This window comes from Arthrobacter sp. T2-23 (assembly GCF_055398325.1).
Window position 1 is genome coordinate 2,488,064 of sequence record NZ_AP027917.1, and the last position, 21,777, is coordinate 2,509,840.

The following is a 21,777-nucleotide window of genomic DNA, read 5'->3' on the forward strand; positions in this document are numbered from 1 at the left end:
TGTCAGGGCCTGCCGGGAGCCCCCAGGGTGACCGCGCTCAAAGAGGGCTGGATCATGACAGGCCCTTCCGGGGCTTCAAAGCAATGCGAGACCCTTGAAGAACTAGGGGCAGCTGTCCTCGCTTGTTTTACTGAAGCCTCGGTTCGCGGACGCCTGCGCAGGCGCCAGGAAGACTACGCGGCCGACCCGTCCAATGAAGGGCTGCCCGCTCGTGCGGCCGGCATGCTAGCAACAAATCGCAGAGGAGATTTTCATGACTGACTTCACCCCCCTTTGGTCACCCCTTCAGATCGGTTCCACTCACCTCGACAACCGGGTGGCGCTGGCTCCGATGACACGGATCAGTGCCACCGAAGACGGACTCGCCACGGAACGAATGGCCTCTTATTACCGGACGTTCGCCCGCGGTGGTTTTGGACTCCTCATAACCGAAGGGATTTATCCTGACACGGCGCACAGCCAGGGCTACCACTACCAGCCAGGCATTGCGACCGAGGAGCAGACCCGGTCTTGGGCCACCGTCGTCGACGGCGTCCACTCGGCTGGCGCACGAATGTTCGCCCAGCTCATGCATGCAGGAGCGCAAAGCCAGGGAAACCGGTTTGTCACGTCCTCGATCGGTCCATCAGCAGTGGCTCCCAAGGGGGAGCAACTCGCGTTTTACCGCGGTGAGGGGCCGTATCCAGTTCCCGCGGAGATCACCCCTGACCAGATGACCGACGTCCGGAAAGGCTTCGTCACGGCTGCGCTGAACGCCAAGCGGGCCGGTTTCGACGGCGTCGAAATCCACGGCGCCAATGGGTATCTGCTGGATCAGTTCCTCACGGACTACCTGAACCAGCGCACAGACAGCTACGGAGGGTCGCCGGAAAACAGGGTGCGCTTCGCTGCGGAGATCTGCCGCGACGTCCGGGACGCGGTGGGCCCCGACATGACAGTGGGCATACGAATTTCACAGTCGAAAGTCAGCGACAATGACCACCGATGGAGCGGCACCGGGGAAGAAGCGGAAGTCATCTTCTCCACGCTGGGGGCCACCGGCGTCGACTTCATCCACACCACGGAATACCAGGCGAGCGAGCCCGCATTCGAGGATTCGGAGGAGACTTTGGCCGCACTGGCCAAGGCGCATTCGGGAGTGACAGTGATCGCCAACGGCAAACTCGACGATCCGGAAACCGCGGTGTCCATGTTGCGTGACGGTGCTGCCGACGTCGTCGCGCTCGGCAAGGCCGCCCTGGCCAACCGGAACTGGCCGCATCTGGTCCGGAACAACTTGGAATTCGACGAACTCGACCCCGGCGTGTTCGCTCCCCTCGCGGATGTCAAAGACTGGGAGTTAGAACCTCCCGCCTAAGCCCCAAGACCGCCGTACGCGGTGCCCGGGCGTCATTGCTTTTGCCGCGCCCACAGACGCGACGACGACGGCGGGAGCCTCCCGCCGTCGTCGTCGTTTAATGCTGGGTTATGTTCTTAGGCGGAGGCCGAATCCAGGTTGGCTGCACCGTTGTTCAGGCTGAGCGTGAAGGTGTTGGGGCCGCTGGCGTGGACCGCAATGTTGGACTTCGGGGTGTTGTGGCGGACCGAGAGGTCGTGGACCAGGGCGTCCAGCTCGTGGTGCATCGTGGAGCGGTCCCAGAGCTTGTGGGTGACAGAGTTGGCAGTTTCAAACGTCATTGTTCAGTGCTTCCATTCATGATTCCGGGTGTCCGGCTGCCGCACCGATGCGGAGCCGCCGTATCCATACCAGGAACACCTGAGACCAAGGGGCAGCTCTGCGAGCTCACCGGTTTGGCCTCATTGCGTCCACCAGGATGGTGCCCTGGCCCGCTTGGGACGCGTGGCGTCAAGCGAAGACCGGGGCTGAACGGGCGGGGGAGTCGACGCCCCTGCCTGCCATTTCATGATGCACAGCGGCCGGTTGCCGGCTCAAGCCAGATGGCGATTATTGCGGGTGAGACTCATCACAGCCACCCCCGGGCACGCTCCAACGGGCCGCCTTGTCCCGGCATTCAGGCGTCGAGGGTGTGGGCCGTGGCGGCGGAATTCCCTGGTGCGATCTGCCGCTTGACCTGCGCGAGCTCTTCTTTGAGCTCATCTACGGTGGCACGGTATTTGTCGAAGTCCGCCGCGCGGCGCCTGGCCGCGGCGAAACTGACGACGGCGGCGAGAACGGCCAGCGGGAACGACACCAGCAGCGCCCAGCCGGACGTGCCAAGGAAATCCAGCGCCACGGGCAGTGCGTGCTTGAAGGCCAGGAAATCGTTGACCCCGCCCACCACGCCGTTCAAGGCGGAGTCCAGGGGGCCCAGAAATTGCCCCACCACGGGCGTGCCGGAAAACGACGGCGCGCTCAGCGGCGGTTCATTCCCGGGAGACCAGCGCGAATCACTGAAATGGTTCAGGACGTAGATCCCTGCGCCCGCGTTGAGGGCCGCGAAGAGCAGCACGGAGCCCAACAAAGTCCAATGAAGCCTGCGCGGACGCCAGGCGCCGGCCACCAAGGCGAAGACGGCGGCCGCGACCCACGCATAGATCCGGAGTTCGTCGCGGCTCATGCCTGCCAGTAGATCCAAAGAGTTCCCCGCCTTTGAGGTTGACGTCGATGCTTGTTCAGGTCCCGAGTGAGCCTATCCCAGTGGCCGCGGGCCTGCCGTCGTTTTTACCGGTCCGTCGCGGCACGCGCCGCGGCGCTTACCGCCGCCAGCTGCCCGGCCAGGGACGCCGCATTGACCGGCGCGGAGGTATCGACCCTGAAGGTCCGGCCTACGCCGAGGGGTACCGCGTTTGCCGCCCATTCAGCCCAGTCCCGTTCTGCAGCGTTCCCGGTGGGATGAATCTCGTGGCGACTGCGGGCCAGGTATCGTTCCCACGCCAGCCCGGAAGGGAGTTCGCACCAGAGCTCGATGGCCAGCGGCTTCCCGGAGTGGGCTAAGCCTTCACGGACAAAGCCAAGATCCCGGGGCCGGTACCACCACGATTCGGCGATGGCCGTGCCCGGAATCGCGGCCACCACCTGCCACATGGTTTCCGAGGCAATCTGGCCGAGCCTGCCGCTGCCGACCTGGCCGAGGCATACGTCCGCCAGGGCTTCCTTGATGCTGTCCTTGGAGACAACCGGCACGCCCAATTCGTCTCCGAGCTGCGCAGCGAGGGTGCTTTTGCCCGCGCCGGGGAGTCCGTTGACCAGGATTACAGATTCAGCCATTGGTTCATTGTGGCCTGTCGGTGCCGTCTGAACCGGCCGCAAGCGGAAAGATTCGCCTGAGGCGCGCCCCGATTGTGGCGTGGCGGCCGCTAGTCTTCAGCTCATGACCCCCGTAATTGCCCTCGCATTCTGTGCGGTGCTTGCTGCCCTTGCTTCTTTCCAGCTGCTGCTCATTGTTGGCCTTCCCCTTGGGCGGTTTGCCTGGGGCGGCCAGAGCGCGGTGCTTCCGGCGCGGCTCCGGGCCGGAAGTGCCGTCGCGGTCGTAGTCTATGCGGCCTTTGCGACAGTCGCCCTAGACCGCGCTGGGCTGATCCGGGTCCTGCCGGGGGACATGGTTGCGGTGGTTGCGATGTGGGTGGTTGCGGCCTACTTGTTGCTGAGCGTGCTGCCCAATCTCGCGTCGAAGAGCCGGCACGAAAAGCGCGTCATGGTGCCGGTGTCCCTTGTGCTCGCCGGCCTGGCGATCCTCATCGCCCTGGGCTGAGGACGCACGTTCCTTGCATTCTTACTTCAAGCCCCAAGGGTGGCTACGAAGCATTCAACAGCGGTGAATGCCTGGGACTGGGCTGCTAGGGAGGCGCGCGAGGCGTTGCCCGGCGGGCGGCGCCTCGGCGAATGCCTGTTCCACGGCCCGGGCAGCGAACCCGTGCGGTCATCGCCGGGCTCGTCGTTGGTCCAGCGAACCGCGCGGACGTGCCAGCCGCGGTCCTTGAGCAGTTCTGATGTTGAGGGTCAGCCAAAAGGAATCCGTAGGACCCAAGAATGCTCTTTCCGGGAACCGTCCCCGGCCGGGACGGCAACGGAAACGCCACCCGTCAACTGGCGGGTGGCGTTTCCTGGCGTTCCCTGTGCCGGCAGAGGGAGTCCGGCGAGCGGGGCCTACTTGTCGCGGGTTTCGGCGTCGTCCTCGTTCTTGGTGATGGACTCTACGGCGCCGGTGCGTTCGTTGAGCAGGACCTTGTCGGTGCGGGGCTCATCGAAGTTGAACATCGCCTTCAGCGAGCCGGCGGCGGCGTCGGCAGAGGAATCACCGACCTGGCCGGTGTGCCAGTTGTCCTCAATGAAGCGCAGGATCGAGGCCTGGTCCGTTTCAGTGTGGTCAACGAAGTTCTTTTTGGCGTAGGGGGAAATTACGACCAGCGGCTGGCGCGGGCCCGGGCCGCAACGGTCGGCGTAGCCGCCGGCCATGGGAACTCCGCTGGCCGCGGCGCTCTGGCACCATGCGTCGTCGTCGGCGGTGTTGGAGGAGTTCTTCACCTTCGCGGCGGCGTGGTCGTACCAGCCATCCGAGTCGTCGTAGGCGAGGACTACGGCGGTGTTCTCCCAGTTCTTGGACTTCTGGATCTGGTTGACCGTGGCGGTGATGAAGTTCTGCTCATCGATCGGGTCGGAGTAGGCGGCGTGGCCGTCCTGGTACATGCCCGCCTTCAGGAAAGACACGGCCGGCATGTTGTCCGTGTTCACCACCTTGTTGAAGTCGGTCAGGTCGTACTGGTGGTTTGCCTGGCCGTTGTGGCCGATCTCCGCGTCCGAGGCCGGGGCGAGGTGGTGCGGGTTGGCGGTGGAGGCGTAGTACTGGAACGGCTGGTGGTGCGGGGAATAGTCAACAACGCTGGCACCGGCCGCGTTCGTGTGGCTGGACAGGCATGACGCCGGAGTCGTGGCGGTGGCTGCGGTGGTCGGCGTGAAGCCGCCCTGGAACCAGCCCCACGACGTGCCCTTGGCGTTGAGCAGGTCCCCGATGTTCTTGCCGTTCATGCCGGCAAGATTGTTGGTCTTGGCGTGGCTGTTGTTCGAGCAGTCGTCGTAGACCGGATCCGGGTCGTTGATGACCGTGCCGACGCCCTTGGCATCCGGCTGGCGGACGGCGTAGTCGCTGGTGGCAGACGCGGCGGGCTGCCCCGTGGCGGTGTATTCGGTGGCCCCGTGGGTCTGGCCGGAGACCAGGTTCAGCGCGCCCGGGGTGGACGGGCCGAAGACCGTGCTGTAGTGGTTGTCGCTCATGGCGTAGTGCTGGGCGTAGTTCCAGATGCCGGTGACGGTGTTGCCGTCGTAGTAGTCCATGGTCAGCCCGTTGCGGCCGTACTGGTTGGCGCCGCAGGCATCCCGGCTGGTGTACTCAACGAACTTGTTCATGAGGCCGCCGTTGTACGCCTTCTGCTCGGCGCCGTAGTTGTGGTCCTGGTCGCAGGTGACGGCCTGCTGGGGCGTGAGCCGGGAGGGCTGGACGGAGTTGGGGTTGTTCGGTGCCAGCAGGCCGGCGGCGGCCAGGGTATCGATCTTCTTGGGCGTGTTCTTCGCGGCGGTGAACGTCGCCGTCTTGGTGCCCGAGCCCTGCTGGGTTTCCCCGGGGATGTTCGCGGCCTTCGGGTACGTGGCGAAGTAGTGGTCGAAGGAGACGTTCTCCTGGAAGATGACGACAACGTGCTGGATGGGCGTCGCCGTCCCGCCGTGGTGGTCGTCGCCGCCGGCGGTGGCCGGGCCGGCGCCGACCAGGCCGGCCGTCAGGGCCGAGGCCGCCAGGGCGGTGGCGCCGGTGGCGGCGGCGATGCGCCTGCGGGTGGAGCGGTGAGCTGGAGGAATCATGATTTTCCGATCTTTCGGGTCCTGCGGGGGTGCCGTTTTAGTTGGCAGGGGAGGGGGCGCTTACTTAGCTGGCGTGACGGTCGCTTCGTAGCTGAGGATTTCGGTGCCGTTGCCTTCGTCGCCGTTGTCCGGGGCCACCTTCAGGGTGAGGTGGTCGCCGTCGGCGGTCATCTTGAAGGGGTTGCGGGTGGCGACGTGTCCGGCGGTGGACCACTGCTGGAACGGCACATCGCGGGTGACGTCGTGGGACTTCAGGTCGATCATGGCCATCCCGCCGAGCTCATAGGTGGCGCCGGTGCCGCCCGCCGCCGGGGTCTGCGGGAGGTTGGTGATGCCGCCGCAGAGCATCTTGGAGTTGGGCACGTACTGGCAGTCCTGATAGTCGATGAAGAAGTTCGGGTTCTGCCAGGTGGCCAGCTGCTTGCCCTGGAGGTCCCATTCGGCGAAGCGCCGGGAACCCCAGGTATTGCCGACCAGGTGGCCGGTCTCCTTGTTCATCACGATGCCGCCGAAGTGGTCCTTGACCTCGAACTGTTTGTGCACGTCGAGTGTCTTCGCGTCGACCTTGTAGATGATCGCGCTGCTGTTGGGCCGGTACTGGGCCACCGGGACCCAGACGTTGGTGCCGTCGAAGTCGATGCCGCCGGGGTGGTACATGTCGCCCTCCCCCAGGGTGATGTCCTTTTGCAGTCTTCCGGCCTTGTCCATGACAAACAGGTGGCCGATGCCCTTCCCGGGGGTCCGGTCGAAGCCGTTTTGCGGCGTCGCGAACTTGGTGGTGGGCTCGGTGATCTGGACGGCCGAGAGGAAGATGTGGTCCTCGCTGAAGGCGATTCCCTCTGTGTGGTAGGTCGGGAAGTCCAGCTTCAGTTTGGACGTCTGCTGCCATTTCGTGTTGCGGTCGACGCCGTTGAACGCGTCGGCCAGTGCGGTGTTCGTTTCGTGGTGCGTACCGGCGTCGTTGGTTCCGTTCTGAGCGTTATTGCCCGCGGCCTCGGCGGCAGCGGTGCCGCCGATTGCGGACACGGCCAGGACCAGGGTAGTGGCGGCCATCAGGATGCTTCGGGCGCGGGGGGTGCTCATGGGGGAGCCTCTCAAAGGTTGGATCTCTGGGACGTCCCCAAGTTACTTACTGGTAATGAACCCCGGATGGAGGGATGGTGAACAGCAAGCTGACTATCTGCCGGGAGGCGCGGCAGTGTGCCTACTGCGCCGTGTTGTCCCGTTGTGTGGCCACACCGCGCCTAGACTGGGCCGAATGACGCCCGAACCAATCCTTGCTGCGAGCGGGAAGAACTCCCTCTGCGTCAATGGCGGAATCATTGAATCCGTGTGGGCCCCGGGTTCGTTCGTGGACGTCGTCGACGCCCGGGACGCCATGCGGGCCACGGCGCTGCTGGCCCAAGCCGGGCGGATGCCTATGCTCTCGGTCATGATGGACGTGGAGATCAGCGCTGCGGCCCGGTACGAGTTTGCCAAGTCGGCCGATGTGCTCGCCATTGCCGTCCTGGGATCCAGTGCGGTCGACCGCGTCGTGGCTGCGGCAACGAGCCGGGACACGCAGTACCCGCACGAGTTTTTCACTTCACGGGACGACGCCGTGGCGTGGCTCAGCGGGTTCGTCCCCGGCCCCGGTGGGCTTGCACAGGACTAATTCGACGCCACGGTGCCGGTGCCCCGCTCCCGCTGAGTCCCGGTAGGAATGGCCCACCACGACAGGCTCCGTCAGGCACCGGTCCACGGCCGCTAGAGAGCCGCGGTGCAGGCGAGGGTCAGCGCTTCGCGGCGGCTTTCGCCGTTTCGCGCTGGGTGGCGGCCCAGCTGGCAAGGACTTTCAGCGCATCCTCGGACGGTGTGCCGGGATCTGCCGTGTAGACATTGATGCGCAGCCCCGGGTCGGCCGGCAGTTCAAGCGCTTCAAAGGCCAAGTCCAGGTCCCCCACGATCGGGTGGTGGAGCCGCTTCCGGCCGGTGCGGTGGTATTTCACATCGTGCCGGGCCCACCGGGTACGGAACTCCTCGCTGCGGGTGGAGAGCTCCCCGATCAGGTCCGTGAGGTCCTTGTCGTACGGGTTCTTGCCGGCCGCGGAGCGCAGCACAGCGACAATGTCATCCGCCGCGCGTTCCCAGTCGGAGAAGAATTCCCGCGCCTTCGGGTTCAGGAAGGTGAACCGCGCGCTGTTCGGCGCGGTGGTCTGTTCGGCCATCAAATCCAGGTAAAGCGCACGGCCCAGCTCGTTGGCGGCCAGGACGTCCCCGCGGTCGTTGCGGACCCAGGCCGGCGCGGCCGTGACCGCGTCAATGACGCGTTGCACGCTCGGCCGCACTGTCTGCGGGCTGCGCTTCCGCCGCACCCGGGGAGCGGACGTGGCGGCGCGGGCCAAGTCGAAAAGGTGGGCCGTTTCGGCGTCGTCGAGCTTCAGGGCCCGAGCTAGGGCCTCGAGGACGCTGTCTGAGGCGCCGGAGAGGTTTCCCCGCTCGAGGCGGATGTAGTAATCGATGCTCATCCCGGCGAGCATCGCGACTTCCTCGCGGCGCAGGCCGGTAACGCGCCGGTTCCCGCCGTAGGCTGGCAGCCCGGCCTGATCCGGCGTGATCCTTGCGCGGCGCGAGGTCAGGAACTTCCGCACGTCGTCACTGTTTGTCATGGCTCCACGCTACGCCGCAGCCCCGGGTCGAGGGAGGGTCTGCCGTTACCCTGAACAACCGTGACTCCCCGGCGGGAGGAGATCACGCTTGCATTGAAGGCATGAAACCTGCACCCGCCATCGCTCCCCGCCCCGCAGCGACCTGACGATCATCCTCGTCAGTTACTTCATGATCCTGCTGGACAACTCGGTCATTTTCACCGCCCTGCCGAGCCTGCAGGCAGAATTGCGGCTGAGCGCCGGTGAACTGTCCTGGGTCCAGGATGCGTACACGCTGGTCTTTGGCGGCCTGCTGCTCCTCGGCGCCAGGGCCGGAGACCTGCTCGGCCGGCGCCGCACCTTCGTCTTCGGGCTACTGGTGTTCTCGATCGCGTCACTCCTGATCGGACTGGCACCGGCGGGATGGTGGGCGATCACCGGCCGTGCCATCCAGGGCATCGGGGCCGCGATCGTGGCGCCCGCTTCGCTGTCACTGCTCACGGCGAGCTTCCCGGAAGGACGGGAGCGCGCCCGGGGGTTGGCGTTGTACGGCGCAACCGCAGGAATCGGCGCCAGCCTTGGCCTGGTGGTTGGGGGCGCGCTGGCCCACTGGATTTCCTGGCGCGCCGGGTTCTTTGTCAACGTGCCCATCGGCGCCGCGATGATAGTCCTGGCCCCGCGATTCCTCCCGGAATCGGACCGGGCCCGCGGCCGCGTTGACCTGTCCGGGGCACTCAGCGCGACGTTCGGCGTCGGGGCCCTGGTGTTCGGCATCATCAACACCGCCGACGCCGGCTGGGACTCGCCGGTTACGCTCACGGCTGTCAGCACCGGCGTCGTCCTCCTGATTGTGTTTGTCCTGATCGAACGCCGGGCTGCCCAGCCCATCATGCCGCTGCGCCTGTTCGGGAGCCGCCGCCGGGCCGGGGCCTACGTGGCCCGATTCCTGTACCTGGGCGCGATGATCGCGTTCTTCTTCTTCACCACCCAGTTCCTGCAGGAAGTGCTCGGCTTCGACCCGCTGCAGGCCGGCCTCGGGTTCCTGCCAATGACTGCGGTCAACTTCGCCGTCGCAATGAGCGTCCCCCGGTTGCTGGGCAGGATGCCTGGTTCAATTCCGCTCGCGGCCGGTATCCTGATCACCCTCGCCGGGATGTTCTGGCTCAGCCGGGTCGGGGTCGGCTCCGGCTATCTGACCGGGGTGGCGCTGCCGATGGTCCTTATTGGCGCGGGCCAGGGGCTCGCGTTTGCGCCGCTGACCTCCTTCGGCATCATCGGCGCCCCCGCGGCCGACGCCGGCGCCGCATCGGGGCTGGTGAACACATTCCACCAGGTGGGCACCTGCCTGGGGCTTGCCATAGCGGTTGCGGCCGCGGCGACGGTTCCCGCCGGTCCCGCTACCGCCCACTTGGCCGCGCAGGTCAGCGCCGCCCTCAGCACGGGCAGCGTCCTGCTGCTTCTCGCCCTTGGTGTCACCGCGGCCCTCATCCTGCCGGCGGACCTGGCGGCGCAACGGCGCACGACACCCCGGGCGGGAGTGCCTTCACCTGAGGCCGAGCCTGCCCGCTGACCCGCCGCCGGGCACGTGATGGGGGTACTGATATGAACTCCCACAACACCGAACACCTCGATACCGTGAAAGGCATGAACATGGAACTCACCCTCAACAACGGCGTCACGATGCCAGCCCTCGGCCTCGGCGTCTTCCAAAGCCCGCCAGAGCAGACCACTGCGGCGGTCGAAGCCGCCCTGGCCACCGGCTACCGGCACATCGACACTGCCGCCGCCTATGGCAACGAGCGGCAGGTTGGCGAAGGCATTCACAACTCCGGCCTGGACCGTGCGGAGGTGTTCATCGAAACCAAGGTCTGGGTCAGTGACTACGGCTACGACCAGACCCTGCACGCCTGGGACAAGGCGGCAGGCAAGCTCGGCGTCGACTACCTCGACCTGTTCATCCTGCACCAGCCAGCCCCGGACCGGTTCGAGAAGACCATCGCCGCCTACAAGGCGCTGGAAACCCTGCTCGGTGACGGACGCGTCCGGGCGATCGGCGTCAGCAACTTCATGCCGCACCACCTGAAGCAGCTGCTCGAGTCCACCGACGTCGTCCCGGCCGTGAACCAGGTCGAGCTGCACCCCTACTTCACCCAGCCAGACGTACAGGCGGCCGACGCCGGGCACTGGATCCTCACCCAGGCCTGGTCGCCGATCGGAGGAATTACGTTCTACCCGGGGTGGGGCGAAGACCGCAAGAATGTGATGGCGGACGCCACGATCGCCGCCATCGGCCAGAAGCACAGCAAGACCCCTGCACAGGTGATGCTTCGGTGGCACCTACAGCAGGGACGCTCAGCCATTCCGAAATCAACGAACCGGGCCCGCATCGCCGAAAACTTCGACGTGTTCGACTTCGAACTCAGCGCCGACGAACTCGCCGGCCTCGATGCGCTCAACACCGGCAGGCGGAGGGGCCCCGACCCCGACGAAGCCCGCGCGGAGCGCTTCGCCATGGTCATCCCCGAAGCCTAAGGGAAGGAGGGACCCGGCCGTCGTCGCACACCCGTACCAGATAGCGCGGAACTGCTACGCTCCAGGTAACGGCCCGGTGCGGTGCCGGCCGGTTGACGGACGGTGCGCACCAGCTTCAGGTGAGCGAGGGAATCAGCATGACGGTTGCCGAAATCCAAGTGGACCAGCGCGTGATCGGGATCGACTCGCGGCGCTTCGCCTCGGTGGAGAAGGCGCTGGTGGAGCTGGTCACCAACAGCGACGACAGCTACGCCCGCCTCGAACGAACCGGTGCGCACGCAAGCGGCCGGATCGACGTGCGGTACGAGCGGCACCATACCGGCGCGGTGATCATGGTCAGCGACCAGGCGGAGGGCATGTCCTTCGAACAGGCCGGCAGGATCCTCAGCTACGGCGGTGCGCACAGTCCCCTCGCGCGCGGCGAGGGCGACGGCCGGGGGTACTTCGGCCGGGGCCTCAAACAGGCGATATTCGGCCTGGGCCATGGCTGGATCGAGACCATCCAGGGTGGCCGGTTCACCCGGATCGACGTCTTCCGCGGCGAGAACGGCGGTTATCTCTACGACGACGGCGGCGAGGACCGGCGCGCTTTCCCGGCAGACTATGCCCGACTCGGCGTCGACGAAGCGCCTGACGCCAGCGGCACCCGGGTGACGGTCGTTGTCGACAATCCCCACGTCCGGATCACCCAGTACAGCACCCTGCTGGAGTCCCTTGCCGACAACATCTACCTGCGCGGAGTGCTGGGCCGCCGGAGCGTCGAGCTGGAGCACGGGCACCCGGGAACGGGGGAATACCACCGCGAGCCGGTCCGGTTCCGGGAGCCGGCGGCGGCACTGCTGCTCGGCCCGAACCTGCCGGGCAGTGTCAGCTTTGAGGACCAGGAGTACCCGTTCGTCCTCACGCTGAAACGCGCCACGGACACCGAACTGACACTCAAGGGCGACGAACGCACCAACGGCCTCCTCGTCCTCTCCGGGCAGGCCGTCCTGGATTGCCAGCTGTTCGACTTCGAAAACCAGGTGGGCACCGAATACCTCTTCGGCGCGGTGCGCTGCGACGCCCTGACCGGCATGCTGGGCCGCGGCCGGGCGGTCATCAGCGACGAGCGCGAGGGCCTAAACCCCCGGGATCCCTTCGTCGCCGCGTTCGCCCGGGCCGTCAGCCGGATGCTCGCCGACGCCGTGCAGGCCGAGAAGGAGAAGCTCACGCACCTGGAGCGCGCCACCACCTCCGGCCGCACCGCAGAAATGATCGAACAGCTGCTTCAGCACATGAACGAGGCCGCCGTCGTTGATCTGGGACTGGAGACCGCGCCGGAGCCCCAGCCCGGTCTCCCGTCAGGGGACCAACCCGCGGCGCTGCGCTTCACCACCCCGTTTTACTACCGTCCGCCGGGGCGCCCGTTCCATGTGTCGCTTCTGCTGGACCCGGCCCGGTTGCCCGACGGCGACACACTCACCTTCGAGGTGGACGTGGCCGACTCGATCAGGATGGAGCCAGTCCCGGAGCCGGTGGCCGTTGGCGCGCTGGGGCAGACGCGGCGGCTGGAGTGGGCCGTCACGGGGGAGCGGTCCGGCGACCGGGGCGAGCTCACGGCCCGGGCCGGTGATTATTGGGCGCTGTGCGAAATCGTCATCGCCGAGCACGCCTCGCACCGCGGCGCCGAGCAGCCGCCGCACCTGGCGGCACCCAAAGACGCGGCGGCTGCCGAGGTGGCCGCGCCGCACCGTGAGGCCCACCGCCCCGTCCGGGACCACGGCGTCGACCTCTTCACCGGGTATGAGTTCCGCAGCCTGCACAACAGTGCCGACCGGGCCGTCTACAGCAGCGAGGAACGGAAAGTCATCATCAACACCGCGGCCCCAACGGTCCAGCTGTACGTCGACGGCCGCGGCCGGTTCCGCGATTCAGCCCGGCTGTTGCTGGCGGAGCTCTTCCTGGACGTGATCGCGGACGAACTCGCCCGGCGCCGCGCGGAGCAGCACGGCCACGCCGGTGACCTAGAGGCCTTCAAGAGCGCCAAGCGGGACATCATCCGCCGCTACGGCAGCGACGTCCACCGCACGTTCATGGGGTGAGGCGCCGCCAACCCATTGACGGCCCAGAGCCGGTGGTCTATTCTACAACCAAATGGTTGTAGATCAGTTAAGTGACGAAGCGGTGGACCGCCTGTTCCAGGCGTTCGCCGACTCCACCCGTCGGGACATCGTGCGCCGCGTGACGGCGGGGGAGTACTCCGTTTCCGGGCTCGCCGCGCTCTACGCCATGAGTTTCGCCGCCGTCCAGAAGCACGTGGCGGTGCTGGAACGCGCTTCCCTGGTGACCAAGGAAAAGCGCGGAAGGGAGCAGATTGTGCGGGCCAACCACGCCGGACTCCAGAAAGCCCGCAGGCTGCTCGACGAGTACGAAGTCATCTGGCGGCAGCGGTCCGAGCGGATCGCGGATCTGCTCGCAGAAACAAAACCCCACGCAAGCCAGCAGGATGCACCCCCCAGAAGCCAGTGAAGAAGGATAGGAAGGGTTCGACATGACAGTCATTAGTTCAGTCAAGAATCTTGAGGCGCTGAGCCTCAGCGTCGTCGCGGAGTTCGACGCCGGCGTCGAGCGTGTCTGGCAGATCTGGGAGGATCCGCGCCAGCTGGAGCGCTGGTGGGGGCCGCCCACCTGGCCGGCCACCTTCGAGAAGCACGATTTTGTCCCGGGCGGCGAGGCCAGCTACTACATGACCGGCCCCGACGGGGAGAAGGCCCGCGGCTGGTGGCGGTTCGTCGCCATTGATGCCCCGCACAGCCTGTCGTTCGACGACGGCTTCTCGGACGACAACGGTGAGCCGGTGGCCGAGATGGGCACGATCCACGGCCTCGTGACGCTGGAACCGATCGGTGACCGCACCCGGATGACGGTGCTCTCCACCTTCGAGAACGAGGACCAGATGGAGAAGATCGTCGCCATGGGCATGGAGGAAGGCATGAAGGGTGCGCTGGGCCAGGTGGACGCCATCCTCGCCGAATCCGTCCGCGCCTGACGGCAGCAGGGGGCAAGCACTACGGGAGGACGACGGCGGGTATCCCGCCGTCGTCCTCCCGCTGTGAGCTAGTTGTGAACCGCGGCGTACAGGTTCAGGCTGGCCGAGAACACCAGCCACGAAACGTAGGGCAGCATCAGCAGTCCCGCCGTCGTGCTGATCGGTCCGAAGCGCAGTACGGCAACGGTCGCCACCGCGGCGTGGGCTGCGATCACCAGCAGCGCCAGCCACAGGGCGGCGGTCCCCAGCAACGGGTACAGGCCGAAGAACATCAGCGGCCACGACAAATTCAGCAGAAGCAGGCCGGCATAGACCGTAAGGGCCTTCCGGCGCGGGAAGAGCTGCTGCCGCCAGACGAGCCATGCCGCCAGCGCCATCGCCGCGTAGAGTGCCAGCCAGGCCGAGCTGAACATCCAGCCGGGCGGGGTCCACGGCGCTTTGTCTGCCGCCGCGTACCAACCGCCGTTCATCCTGATCGGTAGGGAGCCCAGCAGCGATACCGCCAGGGACGCCGCGAGAAAACCGATGAGGGCAGCAATCTGCCGCCGCGGGCGGGTGCCGGGGGCAAAGGTGCCCGGGGCGCTTTGTTCAACGTTCAAGAGCACTGACTCACTGTGGACAACCGCACGCCCTCCCGTCAAACTACGACGGCGGGACTTTGCGCAGTCGTCACCATCATCTACGTCTGGAAGGACATCATGGGCAACGAAGCTTCATGGCAGGAAACCATCACTCCGGGCCGTTTCGCCGGCAAGACCGTGATCGTCACGGGCGCAGGCTCCGGCATCGGCCTGGCCACCGCGCTCCGCGTCGCGAAGGAGGGCGGCAGGGTGGTCGCGGCGGACATCAGCAAGGAACGCCTGGATGACCTCGTGACCCAGAACGCAGGCCTGGACCTTGTGCCGGTGGCCGGCGACATCTCCACCGAGGAAACCGTCGCCGCCGTCGTGGCCGCCGCGGGCGGGCGCGTGGATGCGCTCGCGAACGTCGCGGGCATCATGGACAACTTCGCCCCGGTCCACGAGGTGGACGACGCCGTCTGGGAGCGGGTTTTCCGGATCAACGTCACGGCCCTGATGCGCCTGACCCGCGCCGTTGTCCCGCTGATGCTCGAGGCCGGCACCGGCTCCGTGGTCAACGTGAGTTCCGAGGCCGGGCTGCGGGGGTCCGCCGCCGGCGCCGCCTACACCGCGTCGAAGCACGCCGTCGTCGGCCTGACCAAGAACTCCACGGTGATGTACGGGCCGAAGGGCCTGCGCTTCAATGCGGTGGCGCCCGGGGCAACGATCACCAACATCGTGGCGGACTGGGGCTCCCAGCTGGCCGCCGAGCGGCTCGGCCCGCTGATGGGCGCCAACATCCCGACCCCGGCCACGGCGGCGCAGCTGGCGGCCTCGATCACGTTCCTGCTCAGCGACGACGGCACCAACGTCAACGGCGCCATCCTCGCGTCCGACGGCGGCTGGTCCGCGCTGTAGCGTCTCACCCAACTGACTGGCAGTTGGTGCCGTATTGAGGGCTCACAACGGCGACAACTGCGAGCTAGTTGGGTGCGCGGCGGGCCATGATTCGCCCCCGCGCGCAGTTCGCGAAATGATGTGGGCATGGAGCAAACGGACCAGCAGCCCTGGGTGAAGAACTACCAGCCGGGCGTCCCGGCCGAGATCGAACTGCCCACGGAGTCGCTCGTCGCCATGTTGGAGCGGTCGGTGGCCGAGGCCGGCAGCGCCCCCGCCCTGGAATTCTTCGGCCGCCGGACCAGCTACACCGAGCTCGGCGAGCAGGTGGACCGGGCTGCCGAAGGCCTGCGCCGGCTCGGTGTCCGGGCCGGCGACCGGGTTGCCCTGATCCTGCCCAACTGCCCGCAGCACGTCGTCGCCTTCTACGCGGTGCTGCGCCTGGGCGCCGTCGTCGTCGAACACAACCCGCTGTACACCTCCCGCGAACTCCGCCACCAGTTCGAGGACCACCAGGCCCGCGTCGTCATCGCCTGGGACAAGGCCGCGGCCGCGGTCCGCGAGTTCCCGGCGGACATCGAAATCGACCACGTGGTCTCGGTCAACCTGCTGGACGCGTTCCCCGCGGCCAAGCGCATTGCCCTGTCCCTGCCGGTGAAGAAGCTGCGCGAGACACGGGCGTCATTGACGGCCCCCGCGCCGGGAACCTTGCCCTGGAAGGAACTCCTGGGCCACGGCCGGATCGACCCCGCGCACCCGCGCCCCGCGGTATCCGATCTCGCCGCCATCCAGTACACCTCGGGCACCACCGGCAGGCCCAAGGGTGCGATGCTCACGCACTTCAACCTCTACGCCAACGCCCTGCAGGGCGAGGCCTGGATGGCCGGCGCCGAGTACCGCAAGGAAGTCTTCTACGCGATCCTGCCTATGTTCCACGCCTTCGGCATGACGCTCTACCTGACCTACGGCATCCGCAAGCAGGGCCTGCTGGTCCTCTTCCCCAAGTTCGACCCGGACCTGGTGCTGGCCGCGATGAAGAAATCGCCCGCCACCGTCTACTGTGCGGTCCCGCCGATCTACGAGCGCACCGCCATGGCCGCGAAGGAGAAAGGCGTCTCGCTTCGGTCCTGCAAGTACTGCATCTCCGGCGCCATGAACCTGCCGGACCACGTGGTGGAGCTCTGGGAATCGGTCTCCGGCGGCCTGCTCGTGGAGGGCTACGGCATGACCGAATCCTCCCCGGTGGCGCTCGGCAACCCCTTCCACCCGACCCGCCGCACCGGCACCATCGGGGTGCCGTTCCCCTCCACCCTCATGAAGGTCGTCGACCTCGACAATCCCGCCGTGGAGGTCCAGCAAGGCCAGCCCGGCGAACTGCTGATCAAGGGCCCGCAGGTGTTCCAGGGCTACTGGAACAACCCGGAAGAGACCGCGAAGACCCTAACCGCCGACGGCTGGCTGCGAACCGGCGACGTGGTGACCGTGGACGAGGACGGCTTCACCACAGTGGTGGACCGGGCCAAGGAACTCATCATCACCGGCGGCTTCAACGTCTCGCCCACCGAGGTGGAAGCCGTGCTGCGCCTGCACACGGACGTCCGGGACGCCGCCGTCGTGGGCAAGCCGCTGGAACGCGGCGGAGAAATGGTGGTGGCCGCCGTCGAACTGGAACCGGGCACCGCACTGGACGAGGAAGCGCTGCGCCTCCACTGCCGCGAGCACCTCGCCGGTTACAAGGTTCCGCGCCGGATCGTCCCCATCCAAGACCTGCCGCGCTCGATGCTCGGCAAGATCCTCCGGAAGCAGGTCCGCGAACAGGTCCTGCCGGGGCTGTAGCGATGGGCGACGCCGCAGCGATCGACTTCACCTCAGGCGTGCCACGGCCCGGCAACCTCGCCGTGTCCTGGATCCACGGCTCGGAGTCCGCGAAGCACAACACGGATCCGGACATCCAGGTCCACGCCTACGATGAACACACCTTCGTGCTCCGCCAGAACATGGCGGTCAACTATGAGGCGCCGTTCATGTTCCTGCTGTTCGGCAATGCCCGGGCCGTGCTGATCGACACCGGGGCCACCGCCGCGGCCGAGTTCTTCCCGCTCCGCCACATCGTCGACGGCCTGATGGACGGCTGGCTGGCCGCCCACCCGCGCGACGGCTACGGGCTGCTGGTCCTGCACACGCATCCGCACGGCGACCATGTTGCGGGGGACGGCCAGTTCGCCGGCCGGCCCGGCACCCTCGTGGTGGACGCCGGGCAGCCCAGCGCGTGGGACTTCTTCGGATTTGAGGACGACGACGCCGGCCCGCCGGCCCGGGTGGACCTGGGCGGGCGGGTGCTCCAATGCTGGCCGAGCCCCGGGCACCACAGCACCGCCGTCACCTTCTACGACCGGTACACCGGGTTCCTGCTCACTGGCGACACCGTCTATCCCGGACGCCTCTATATCCACGACTGGCCGGCCTTCGTCCGCACCATCGACCGGCTGGTGCGTTTCTGCGCGGCGAACCCGGTCAGCCACGTCCTGGGCTGCCACATTGAGATGGCTGGGGCGCCCGGCGTCGACTACCCGGTCTACACCAACTACCAGCCGGACGAGCCCCCGCTGCAGATGACCGTGGATCAACTGGGGGACCTCCGGCGGGCCATCGACGAGGTGGACGGACGGCCGGGACGGCACGCGTTTCGCGACTTCGTTCTCTGCCTCGACGGGGACTGACACGCCCCGTGGCAGGCCCTGCCGGGCCAGCGGCGCAAAGCCTAATGCGCCGCGATGCTCTCCGCCTCCTCGGGCCCAACGAAGCTGCACGCCCCCGGGTGGCGCATTGGCAGGGTGCAGGTACGCCCTGTGGGCAGATGGACGTTGGCGCACCGCCCGGTCACGGCCACATCCTCCCGGACATGGGTGACGTGCACGCTGCTCAGGTCTTGGGGCGATGCCCCGCCGCCGGTGGGGACGGGGCTCACGGACGGATTGTGCTCTTGGCTGTTCACGGCTGAAACTCCTTGCGATCTGCGGTGCAGGAAGGGTTCTGTGCTAATCCGAAGTCACCAGCCTCGCACGGGCGGATTAACGCCGCGTTACCGCGGTGTTAGGTTCCTGTCTCATCGAGGCCGCACCTTTTGCCGCCGCCCGGTCGTTGCGCATACTGGAAGGCAAACCCAGACACAGCTCCGGGATTCGCGCAGGCGGGAAGGACGGTGGCCCATGAGCGGCGGGGGAGGCTCGGCGTTCCGGCGCCGGGTGGAACGGGCGGCGGAGTTGCGCTCGATCCGGGCCAGCGGCAGCACGGTCCAGGAAAATGACGAGCTCAGCGCGGCCGAGGAGGAACTCCGGCAGAAACGGGCCGCGGTGGACGACGCCGCCAAGGCCGAATACCTGATCCGCGACGCCATGGCCCAAGGTAAGTTCGACAACCTGAAGTACGCCGGCAAGCCCATCCCGGACCTCGGCGAGGTGTACGACCCGGACTGGTGGGTGAAGGGGCTGCTCCAGCGCGAGAACATCACCGGGCTGGGCCCGACGGCCATCCTGCTGCGCACCGAGGATGCCGCACTCGAGGCCCGCCTGGACGAGCAGTTCTCGGAGAAACAGGTGCGGGACATCGTGGCGGACTTCAACGCCCGGGTGATCGACGCCCGGAGGCAGCTTCAGGGCGGGCCGCCGGTGGTCACGCGGACCCGCGACGTCGACGCGGAGGTAGCGAGGTGGCGCGAACGCCGGGCCGCGCTGGCTGCCGCGGCTGCCGCTGCCGCGCCCGAACCGGAACCCCGGCGTCCCTGGTGGCGGCGGCTCTGGAGCCGAGGCTAGGCACAGGCGCGGCCAATCACTCCGGCCCGTCCGGCGTCACTCGGCGGGCGGCCGCCTTCGCTGCTGCTTCGTCGCTGCCCGTTGCTCTTTCGCTGCGAGGCGGCGGCGGTTCGAGGCCCGGGTGGGTTTCGTGGCGCGGCGGCGGGCAGGCTCAGGAGCAAGGCCTTCTGCCACGAGGACGGAAAGCTTGGCCAGTGCGATCTCGCGGTTGCGCAGTTGGGAGCGCCGCTCGGACGCGGATACGGTGAGCACCCCGTCGACGAGGCGTTGTCCCAGCCGCGTGACCAGCCGCAACCGTTGGACGTCCGAAAGCGCCGCGGACTCGGCGACATTCCAGGACAGCTCGACGCGGCTGTCGGAGGTGTTGACGTGCTGGCCGCCCGGCCCGGACGACCGCGAAAACCGCCAGCCCAGTTCGGACGCCGGGATCGTGAGCGTGGGCGACACCTCCAGATCCATGCCCCTAGCCTCGCACGATATCCGCGCGGGTGTCCCGCCTTTCGCGCGGGCGGCGGGACCGGCGGGTCTGGCGGGACCGGCGGCAAACCACCGGGCCGCAGGACACGGTCGCCCCGCGGGCGCAACCGGCGTACCCTGCGCTTAAACGCACCCAGCGCGCAGCCGCGCGCCGTCACGAAGCGGGCGATGCCCATGAAGCAGCTCGGGTCCGAGGGGAATCAAAGCTCCCGGTCGGACAGTCCCGCGGCATCCGGGCGGCGGACACCGCACCGCGCACCCTTGCACCTGGCCGCCGCACTGGCGTTTGCCGGCGTCGTCGTGTCCCTGGTCGCCGGACTGTTCCATGCCGATTCCGCCAATGCGAACGACCACCCCGCGACCTTTGCGGAGTACGCCCGCAGCACCATCTGGACGGCGGTGCACCTGGGCCAGTTCGTCGGCATGGCACTGCTGATCGCGGGCCTGCTGGTCCTGCTGGTCGTCCTGACCCCGCCGGACGGTGCCCTGGCCTGGACCGCCCGGTTCGCCATGGTCGCGGCGGTCACAGCGCTGGCTCTCTACGCGGCGCTCCAGGCCGTGGACGGGGTTGCGCTGAAGCATGCCGTGGACGCCTGGGCCGCCGCCGCGGAACCGGCGAAGGCCAGCCAGTTTGCGACCTCCGAAGGCATCCGCTGGCTGGAATGGGGCATGCGCAGCTACCAGAGCTTCGTGCTCGGTGCTGCCCTGGTCCTTACCGGTGCCGTGGTTGCGCGCACCGGCCGTGTTTCCCGGCCGGTCGGCTACCTGATGGCACTGTCCGGGGCCGCCTACCTTGCGCAGGGCTGGATCATCGGGGCCGAGGGTTTCTCTTCAGCGAACGCCATCCCTACGCTAGCGGGGATCGTCCTGGTTCTGGTGTGGTCGGCGTGGCTGCTGGCCAGCGCCTGGGCGCAGAAAGATCTGCGGGCCGGCGCCGGAACGCCAAGGGCGCGGTGACGACGGCGGGAGGTCCCGCCGTCGTCGTTGCGGTCCCTAGTGGGCGGAGACGGTGCGTGGCGCTTTCGCCAGGTTGTCCCGCAGTTCGGCGGCGTTCTGGCGGACCACGTAGGCCGGGCGGTCCCGTTCCACGCGCCAGCTTTCGGACAGCGGGCCGATGTTGACGGCGTCGAAGCCGAACTCATCGTAGAGCCGGGTCACGAGCTCGGCGGCCTCCGGAAAGTCGCTCGCGGTTGCCAGCGCGCGGCGGTTGTCCGTGCCGGCGGGCGTGCCGTCGGTGGTGATCTGGGTGGCCATGATGTGGTTGAAGCCCTTGGCTACCTTGGCGCCGGGCAGGTGCTCCTGGAGCAGCCCCGACGTGGTGGCCTCGCCTTTGTCCAGCGCCGGGAACCGACCGTCGCGCTCCCAGTAGTAGTTGTTCGTGTCGATCACGATTTTGCCCGCCAGGGGCTCGGCCGGGATGTCCTTGATGTTCTTTAGCGGGACGGTCACGACGGCGAAATCGCCGGCCGCGGCGGCTTCTGCCGCTGTGGCCGCGCGGGCATGAGGCCCCAGTTCGGCGACGAGTTCCGACAGGGTTTCCGGGCCCCGGGAGTTGCTGATCACGACGTCGTAGCCGAGCTGCACTGCCTTCCGCGCGATCTGGCTGCCAATGTGTCCTGCACCGATGATTCCGATTGTTGTCATATCCGGGCCAACGACATCCCGGCTGCGGATATTTCAAGCAGGGGTATTCCAGGCAGGTATACACCGCAGGCGCGCTGCCGCCCTCAGGGCCGCAGCCAGCCCTGCTCGAAGTCCGGGTGGTCGAAATACGGCAGCGCCAGGGCCTGGAGCGAGCGTTCCATCCAGTCCAGCGACCGCGGAGCCCAGTGGACCTCCTGGAGGGAATCGCTCACCATCGCGGCCAGCGCCGACTGCCGTGCCGCCTCGACGACGCCGATCAGCCGCCGCTTCGCCTCGCATTCGAGCAGCAGGCGCTGTTCGTACCATTCGCCGGACTTGGAAACGGTCCGGTCGCTGAGCAGGGTCCGGGCCGCGGCCTCGTCCTCGGAAATACGCTCGGACAGAAACTCGACAATGTCCACAAACC

At 67.4% G+C, this 21,777-nt stretch carries 24 protein-coding genes; 13 read left to right on the forward strand and 11 right to left on the reverse strand.

Going from position 1 to position 21,777, the window contains the following annotated elements:
• Positions 1–253 precede the first annotated feature (253 nt).
• Entirely contained in the window at positions 254–1,357 is a 1,104-nt protein-coding gene (locus tag ACZ5Z0_RS11515; protein ID WP_464108544.1) for an oxidoreductase, read from the forward strand.
• 116 nt (positions 1,358–1,473) lie between these two features.
• Here the strand turns inward: ACZ5Z0_RS11515 and ACZ5Z0_RS11520 are convergent, their stop codons facing one another.
• The 3 genes from ACZ5Z0_RS11520 to ACZ5Z0_RS11530 form a co-directional block, all read right to left on the reverse strand.
• Positions 1,474–1,677, reverse strand: coding sequence for a hypothetical protein (locus ACZ5Z0_RS11520; protein WP_464108545.1), 204 nt, complete (start codon positions 1,675–1,677; stop codon positions 1,474–1,476).
• A 335-nt stretch (positions 1,678–2,012) separates the two neighbouring features.
• The gene (locus ACZ5Z0_RS11525) at positions 2,013–2,558 is read right to left on the reverse strand and encodes a hypothetical protein (protein ID WP_464108546.1); all 546 of its coding nucleotides are present in this window, start codon (positions 2,556–2,558) and stop codon (positions 2,013–2,015) included.
• Positions 2,559–2,662: 104 nt separating this feature from the next.
• Entirely contained in the window at positions 2,663–3,208 is a 546-nt protein-coding gene (locus tag ACZ5Z0_RS11530) for a P-loop nucleotide/nucleoside kinase family protein (protein ID WP_464108547.1), read from the reverse strand.
• A gap of 103 nt (positions 3,209–3,311) precedes the next feature.
• On the opposite strand from ACZ5Z0_RS11530, the gene ACZ5Z0_RS11535 reads away from it, so the two are divergent.
• Positions 3,312–3,692 (forward strand): hypothetical protein, encoded by a 381-nt coding sequence (locus tag ACZ5Z0_RS11535; RefSeq protein ID WP_464108548.1) that lies wholly within the window; start codon positions 3,312–3,314, stop codon positions 3,690–3,692.
• 395 nt (positions 3,693–4,087) lie between these two features.
• On the opposite strand, the gene ACZ5Z0_RS11540 is transcribed toward ACZ5Z0_RS11535, so the two are convergent.
• Together ACZ5Z0_RS11540 and ACZ5Z0_RS11545 are read right to left on the reverse strand one after the other, a co-directional pair.
• The gene (locus tag ACZ5Z0_RS11540; protein ID WP_464108549.1) at positions 4,088–5,794 is read right to left on the reverse strand and encodes a phospholipase C; all 1,707 of its coding nucleotides are present in this window, start codon (positions 5,792–5,794) and stop codon (positions 4,088–4,090) included.
• Between the two features lie 60 nt (positions 5,795–5,854).
• Complete coding sequence (locus ACZ5Z0_RS11545; RefSeq protein WP_464108550.1) at positions 5,855–6,877, reverse strand: DUF6454 family protein; 1,023 nt, start codon at positions 6,875–6,877, stop codon at positions 5,855–5,857.
• 175 nt (positions 6,878–7,052) lie between these two features.
• Here ACZ5Z0_RS11545 and ACZ5Z0_RS11550 point away from each other — a divergent pair, with 175 nt between their 5' ends.
• Positions 7,053–7,448: a DUF7793 family protein gene (locus ACZ5Z0_RS11550; protein WP_464108551.1), complete on the forward strand. Its 396-nt coding sequence runs from the start codon at positions 7,053–7,055 to the stop codon at positions 7,446–7,448.
• A 118-nt stretch (positions 7,449–7,566) separates the two neighbouring features.
• Here the strand turns inward: ACZ5Z0_RS11550 and ACZ5Z0_RS11555 are convergent, their stop codons facing one another.
• The gene (locus ACZ5Z0_RS11555; protein ID WP_464108552.1) at positions 7,567–8,442 is read right to left on the reverse strand and encodes a helix-turn-helix transcriptional regulator; all 876 of its coding nucleotides are present in this window, start codon (positions 8,440–8,442) and stop codon (positions 7,567–7,569) included.
• Positions 8,443–8,611: 169 nt separating this feature from the next.
• Between ACZ5Z0_RS11555 and ACZ5Z0_RS11560 the strand changes: the two genes are divergently transcribed.
• From ACZ5Z0_RS11560 to ACZ5Z0_RS11580, 5 genes are all read left to right on the forward strand, one after another.
• Entirely contained in the window at positions 8,612–9,991 is a 1,380-nt protein-coding gene (locus ACZ5Z0_RS11560; protein WP_464108553.1) for an MFS transporter, read from the forward strand.
• An 80-nt stretch (positions 9,992–10,071) separates the two neighbouring features.
• Positions 10,072–10,953 (forward strand): aldo/keto reductase, encoded by an 882-nt coding sequence (locus tag ACZ5Z0_RS11565; protein WP_464110771.1) that lies wholly within the window; start codon positions 10,072–10,074, stop codon positions 10,951–10,953.
• A gap of 137 nt (positions 10,954–11,090) precedes the next feature.
• On the forward strand, positions 11,091–13,034 hold the full coding sequence (locus ACZ5Z0_RS11570; RefSeq protein ID WP_464108554.1) for an ATP-binding protein: 1,944 nt from the start codon (positions 11,091–11,093) through the stop codon (positions 13,032–13,034).
• Positions 13,035–13,086: 52 nt separating this feature from the next.
• Complete coding sequence (locus ACZ5Z0_RS11575; protein WP_464108555.1) at positions 13,087–13,461, forward strand: ArsR/SmtB family transcription factor; 375 nt, start codon at positions 13,087–13,089, stop codon at positions 13,459–13,461.
• 22 nt (positions 13,462–13,483) lie between these two features.
• Positions 13,484–13,981 (forward strand): SRPBCC family protein, encoded by a 498-nt coding sequence (locus ACZ5Z0_RS11580; RefSeq protein WP_464108556.1) that lies wholly within the window; start codon positions 13,484–13,486, stop codon positions 13,979–13,981.
• A gap of 68 nt (positions 13,982–14,049) precedes the next feature.
• On the opposite strand, the gene ACZ5Z0_RS11585 is transcribed toward ACZ5Z0_RS11580, so the two are convergent.
• Complete coding sequence (locus ACZ5Z0_RS11585; protein ID WP_464108557.1) at positions 14,050–14,586, reverse strand: TspO/MBR family protein; 537 nt, start codon at positions 14,584–14,586, stop codon at positions 14,050–14,052.
• A gap of 93 nt (positions 14,587–14,679) precedes the next feature.
• Here ACZ5Z0_RS11585 and ACZ5Z0_RS11590 point away from each other — a divergent pair, with 93 nt between their 5' ends.
• The 3 genes from ACZ5Z0_RS11590 (at position 14,680) to ACZ5Z0_RS11600 (ending at position 18,158) form a co-directional block, all read left to right on the forward strand.
• The gene (locus ACZ5Z0_RS11590; RefSeq protein ID WP_464110772.1) at positions 14,680–15,459 is read left to right on the forward strand and encodes an SDR family NAD(P)-dependent oxidoreductase; all 780 of its coding nucleotides are present in this window, start codon (positions 14,680–14,682) and stop codon (positions 15,457–15,459) included.
• A 126-nt stretch (positions 15,460–15,585) separates the two neighbouring features.
• A complete protein-coding gene (locus ACZ5Z0_RS11595; protein WP_464108558.1) occupies positions 15,586–17,274 on the forward strand; it encodes a long-chain-fatty-acid--CoA ligase in 1,689 nt (562 codons plus the stop codon).
• 2 nt (positions 17,275–17,276) lie between these two features.
• Positions 17,277–18,158, forward strand: a complete 882-nt coding sequence (locus ACZ5Z0_RS11600) for an MBL fold metallo-hydrolase (RefSeq protein WP_464108559.1) — start codon at positions 17,277–17,279, stop codon at positions 18,156–18,158.
• A gap of 41 nt (positions 18,159–18,199) precedes the next feature.
• On the opposite strand, the gene ACZ5Z0_RS11605 is transcribed toward ACZ5Z0_RS11600, so the two are convergent.
• Complete coding sequence (locus ACZ5Z0_RS11605) at positions 18,200–18,406, reverse strand: hypothetical protein (RefSeq protein WP_464108560.1); 207 nt, start codon at positions 18,404–18,406, stop codon at positions 18,200–18,202.
• Between the two features lie 241 nt (positions 18,407–18,647).
• On the opposite strand from ACZ5Z0_RS11605, the gene ACZ5Z0_RS11610 reads away from it, so the two are divergent.
• The gene (locus ACZ5Z0_RS11610; RefSeq protein WP_464108561.1) at positions 18,648–19,250 is read left to right on the forward strand and encodes a DnaJ family domain-containing protein; all 603 of its coding nucleotides are present in this window, start codon (positions 18,648–18,650) and stop codon (positions 19,248–19,250) included.
• A 36-nt stretch (positions 19,251–19,286) separates the two neighbouring features.
• Here the strand turns inward: ACZ5Z0_RS11610 and arfB are convergent, their stop codons facing one another.
• A complete protein-coding gene (gene arfB, locus ACZ5Z0_RS11615; RefSeq protein ID WP_464108562.1) occupies positions 19,287–19,709 on the reverse strand; it encodes an alternative ribosome rescue aminoacyl-tRNA hydrolase ArfB in 423 nt (140 codons plus the stop codon).
• A 279-nt stretch (positions 19,710–19,988) separates the two neighbouring features.
• On the opposite strand from arfB, the gene ACZ5Z0_RS11620 reads away from it, so the two are divergent.
• On the forward strand, positions 19,989–20,684 hold the full coding sequence (locus ACZ5Z0_RS11620; RefSeq protein WP_464108563.1) for a DUF4386 family protein: 696 nt from the start codon (positions 19,989–19,991) through the stop codon (positions 20,682–20,684).
• Positions 20,685–20,720: 36 nt separating this feature from the next.
• Here the strand turns inward: ACZ5Z0_RS11620 and ACZ5Z0_RS11625 are convergent, their stop codons facing one another.
• Both ACZ5Z0_RS11625 and ACZ5Z0_RS11630 read right to left on the reverse strand, forming a co-directional pair.
• On the reverse strand, positions 20,721–21,371 hold the full coding sequence (locus ACZ5Z0_RS11625; RefSeq protein WP_464108564.1) for an NADPH-dependent F420 reductase: 651 nt from the start codon (positions 21,369–21,371) through the stop codon (positions 20,721–20,723).
• 83 nt (positions 21,372–21,454) lie between these two features.
• Entirely contained in the window at positions 21,455–21,772 is a 318-nt protein-coding gene (locus tag ACZ5Z0_RS11630) for a DUF6221 family protein (protein WP_464108565.1), read from the reverse strand.
• Positions 21,773–21,777 lie beyond the last annotated feature (5 nt).

Excerpts from the sequence above, each read along its gene's own strand:
- ACZ5Z0_RS11515 (WP_464108544.1), top strand. The coding sequence starts at position 254 with ATGACTGACTTCACCCCCCTTTGGTCACCCCTTCAGATCGGTTCCACT.
- ACZ5Z0_RS11550 (WP_464108551.1), top strand. The coding sequence starts at position 7,053 with ATGACGCCCGAACCAATCCTTGCTGCGAGCGGGAAGAACTCCCTCTGC.
- ACZ5Z0_RS11520 (WP_464108545.1), bottom strand. The coding sequence starts at position 1,677 with ATGACGTTTGAAACTGCCAACTCTGTCACCCACAAGCTCTGGGACCGC.
- ACZ5Z0_RS11625 (WP_464108564.1), bottom strand. The coding sequence starts at position 21,371 with ATGACAACAATCGGAATCATCGGTGCAGGACACATTGGCAGCCAGATC.
- ACZ5Z0_RS11530 (WP_464108547.1), bottom strand. The coding sequence starts at position 3,208 with ATGGCTGAATCTGTAATCCTGGTCAACGGACTCCCCGGCGCGGGCAAA.
- ACZ5Z0_RS11600 (WP_464108559.1), top strand. The coding sequence starts at position 17,277 with ATGGGCGACGCCGCAGCGATCGACTTCACCTCAGGCGTGCCACGGCCC.
- ACZ5Z0_RS11525 (WP_464108546.1), bottom strand. The coding sequence starts at position 2,558 with ATGAGCCGCGACGAACTCCGGATCTATGCGTGGGTCGCGGCCGCCGTC.
- ACZ5Z0_RS11610 (WP_464108561.1), top strand. The coding sequence starts at position 18,648 with ATGAGCGGCGGGGGAGGCTCGGCGTTCCGGCGCCGGGTGGAACGGGCG.
- arfB (WP_464108562.1), bottom strand. The coding sequence starts at position 19,709 with ATGGATCTGGAGGTGTCGCCCACGCTCACGATCCCGGCGTCCGAACTG.
- ACZ5Z0_RS11575 (WP_464108555.1), top strand. The coding sequence starts at position 13,087 with ATGGTTGTAGATCAGTTAAGTGACGAAGCGGTGGACCGCCTGTTCCAG.
- ACZ5Z0_RS11555 (WP_464108552.1), bottom strand. The coding sequence starts at position 8,442 with ATGACAAACAGTGACGACGTGCGGAAGTTCCTGACCTCGCGCCGCGCA.
- ACZ5Z0_RS11570 (WP_464108554.1), top strand. The coding sequence starts at position 11,091 with ATGACGGTTGCCGAAATCCAAGTGGACCAGCGCGTGATCGGGATCGAC.
- ACZ5Z0_RS11540 (WP_464108549.1), bottom strand. The coding sequence starts at position 5,794 with ATGATTCCTCCAGCTCACCGCTCCACCCGCAGGCGCATCGCCGCCGCC.
- ACZ5Z0_RS11565 (WP_464110771.1), top strand. The coding sequence starts at position 10,072 with ATGGAACTCACCCTCAACAACGGCGTCACGATGCCAGCCCTCGGCCTC.
- ACZ5Z0_RS11580 (WP_464108556.1), top strand. The coding sequence starts at position 13,484 with ATGACAGTCATTAGTTCAGTCAAGAATCTTGAGGCGCTGAGCCTCAGC.
- ACZ5Z0_RS11545 (WP_464108550.1), bottom strand. The coding sequence starts at position 6,877 with ATGAGCACCCCCCGCGCCCGAAGCATCCTGATGGCCGCCACTACCCTG.
- ACZ5Z0_RS11590 (WP_464110772.1), top strand. The coding sequence starts at position 14,680 with ATGGGCAACGAAGCTTCATGGCAGGAAACCATCACTCCGGGCCGTTTC.
- ACZ5Z0_RS11535 (WP_464108548.1), top strand. The coding sequence starts at position 3,312 with ATGACCCCCGTAATTGCCCTCGCATTCTGTGCGGTGCTTGCTGCCCTT.
- ACZ5Z0_RS11560 (WP_464108553.1), top strand. The coding sequence starts at position 8,612 with ATGATCCTGCTGGACAACTCGGTCATTTTCACCGCCCTGCCGAGCCTG.
- ACZ5Z0_RS11595 (WP_464108558.1), top strand. The coding sequence starts at position 15,586 with ATGGAGCAAACGGACCAGCAGCCCTGGGTGAAGAACTACCAGCCGGGC.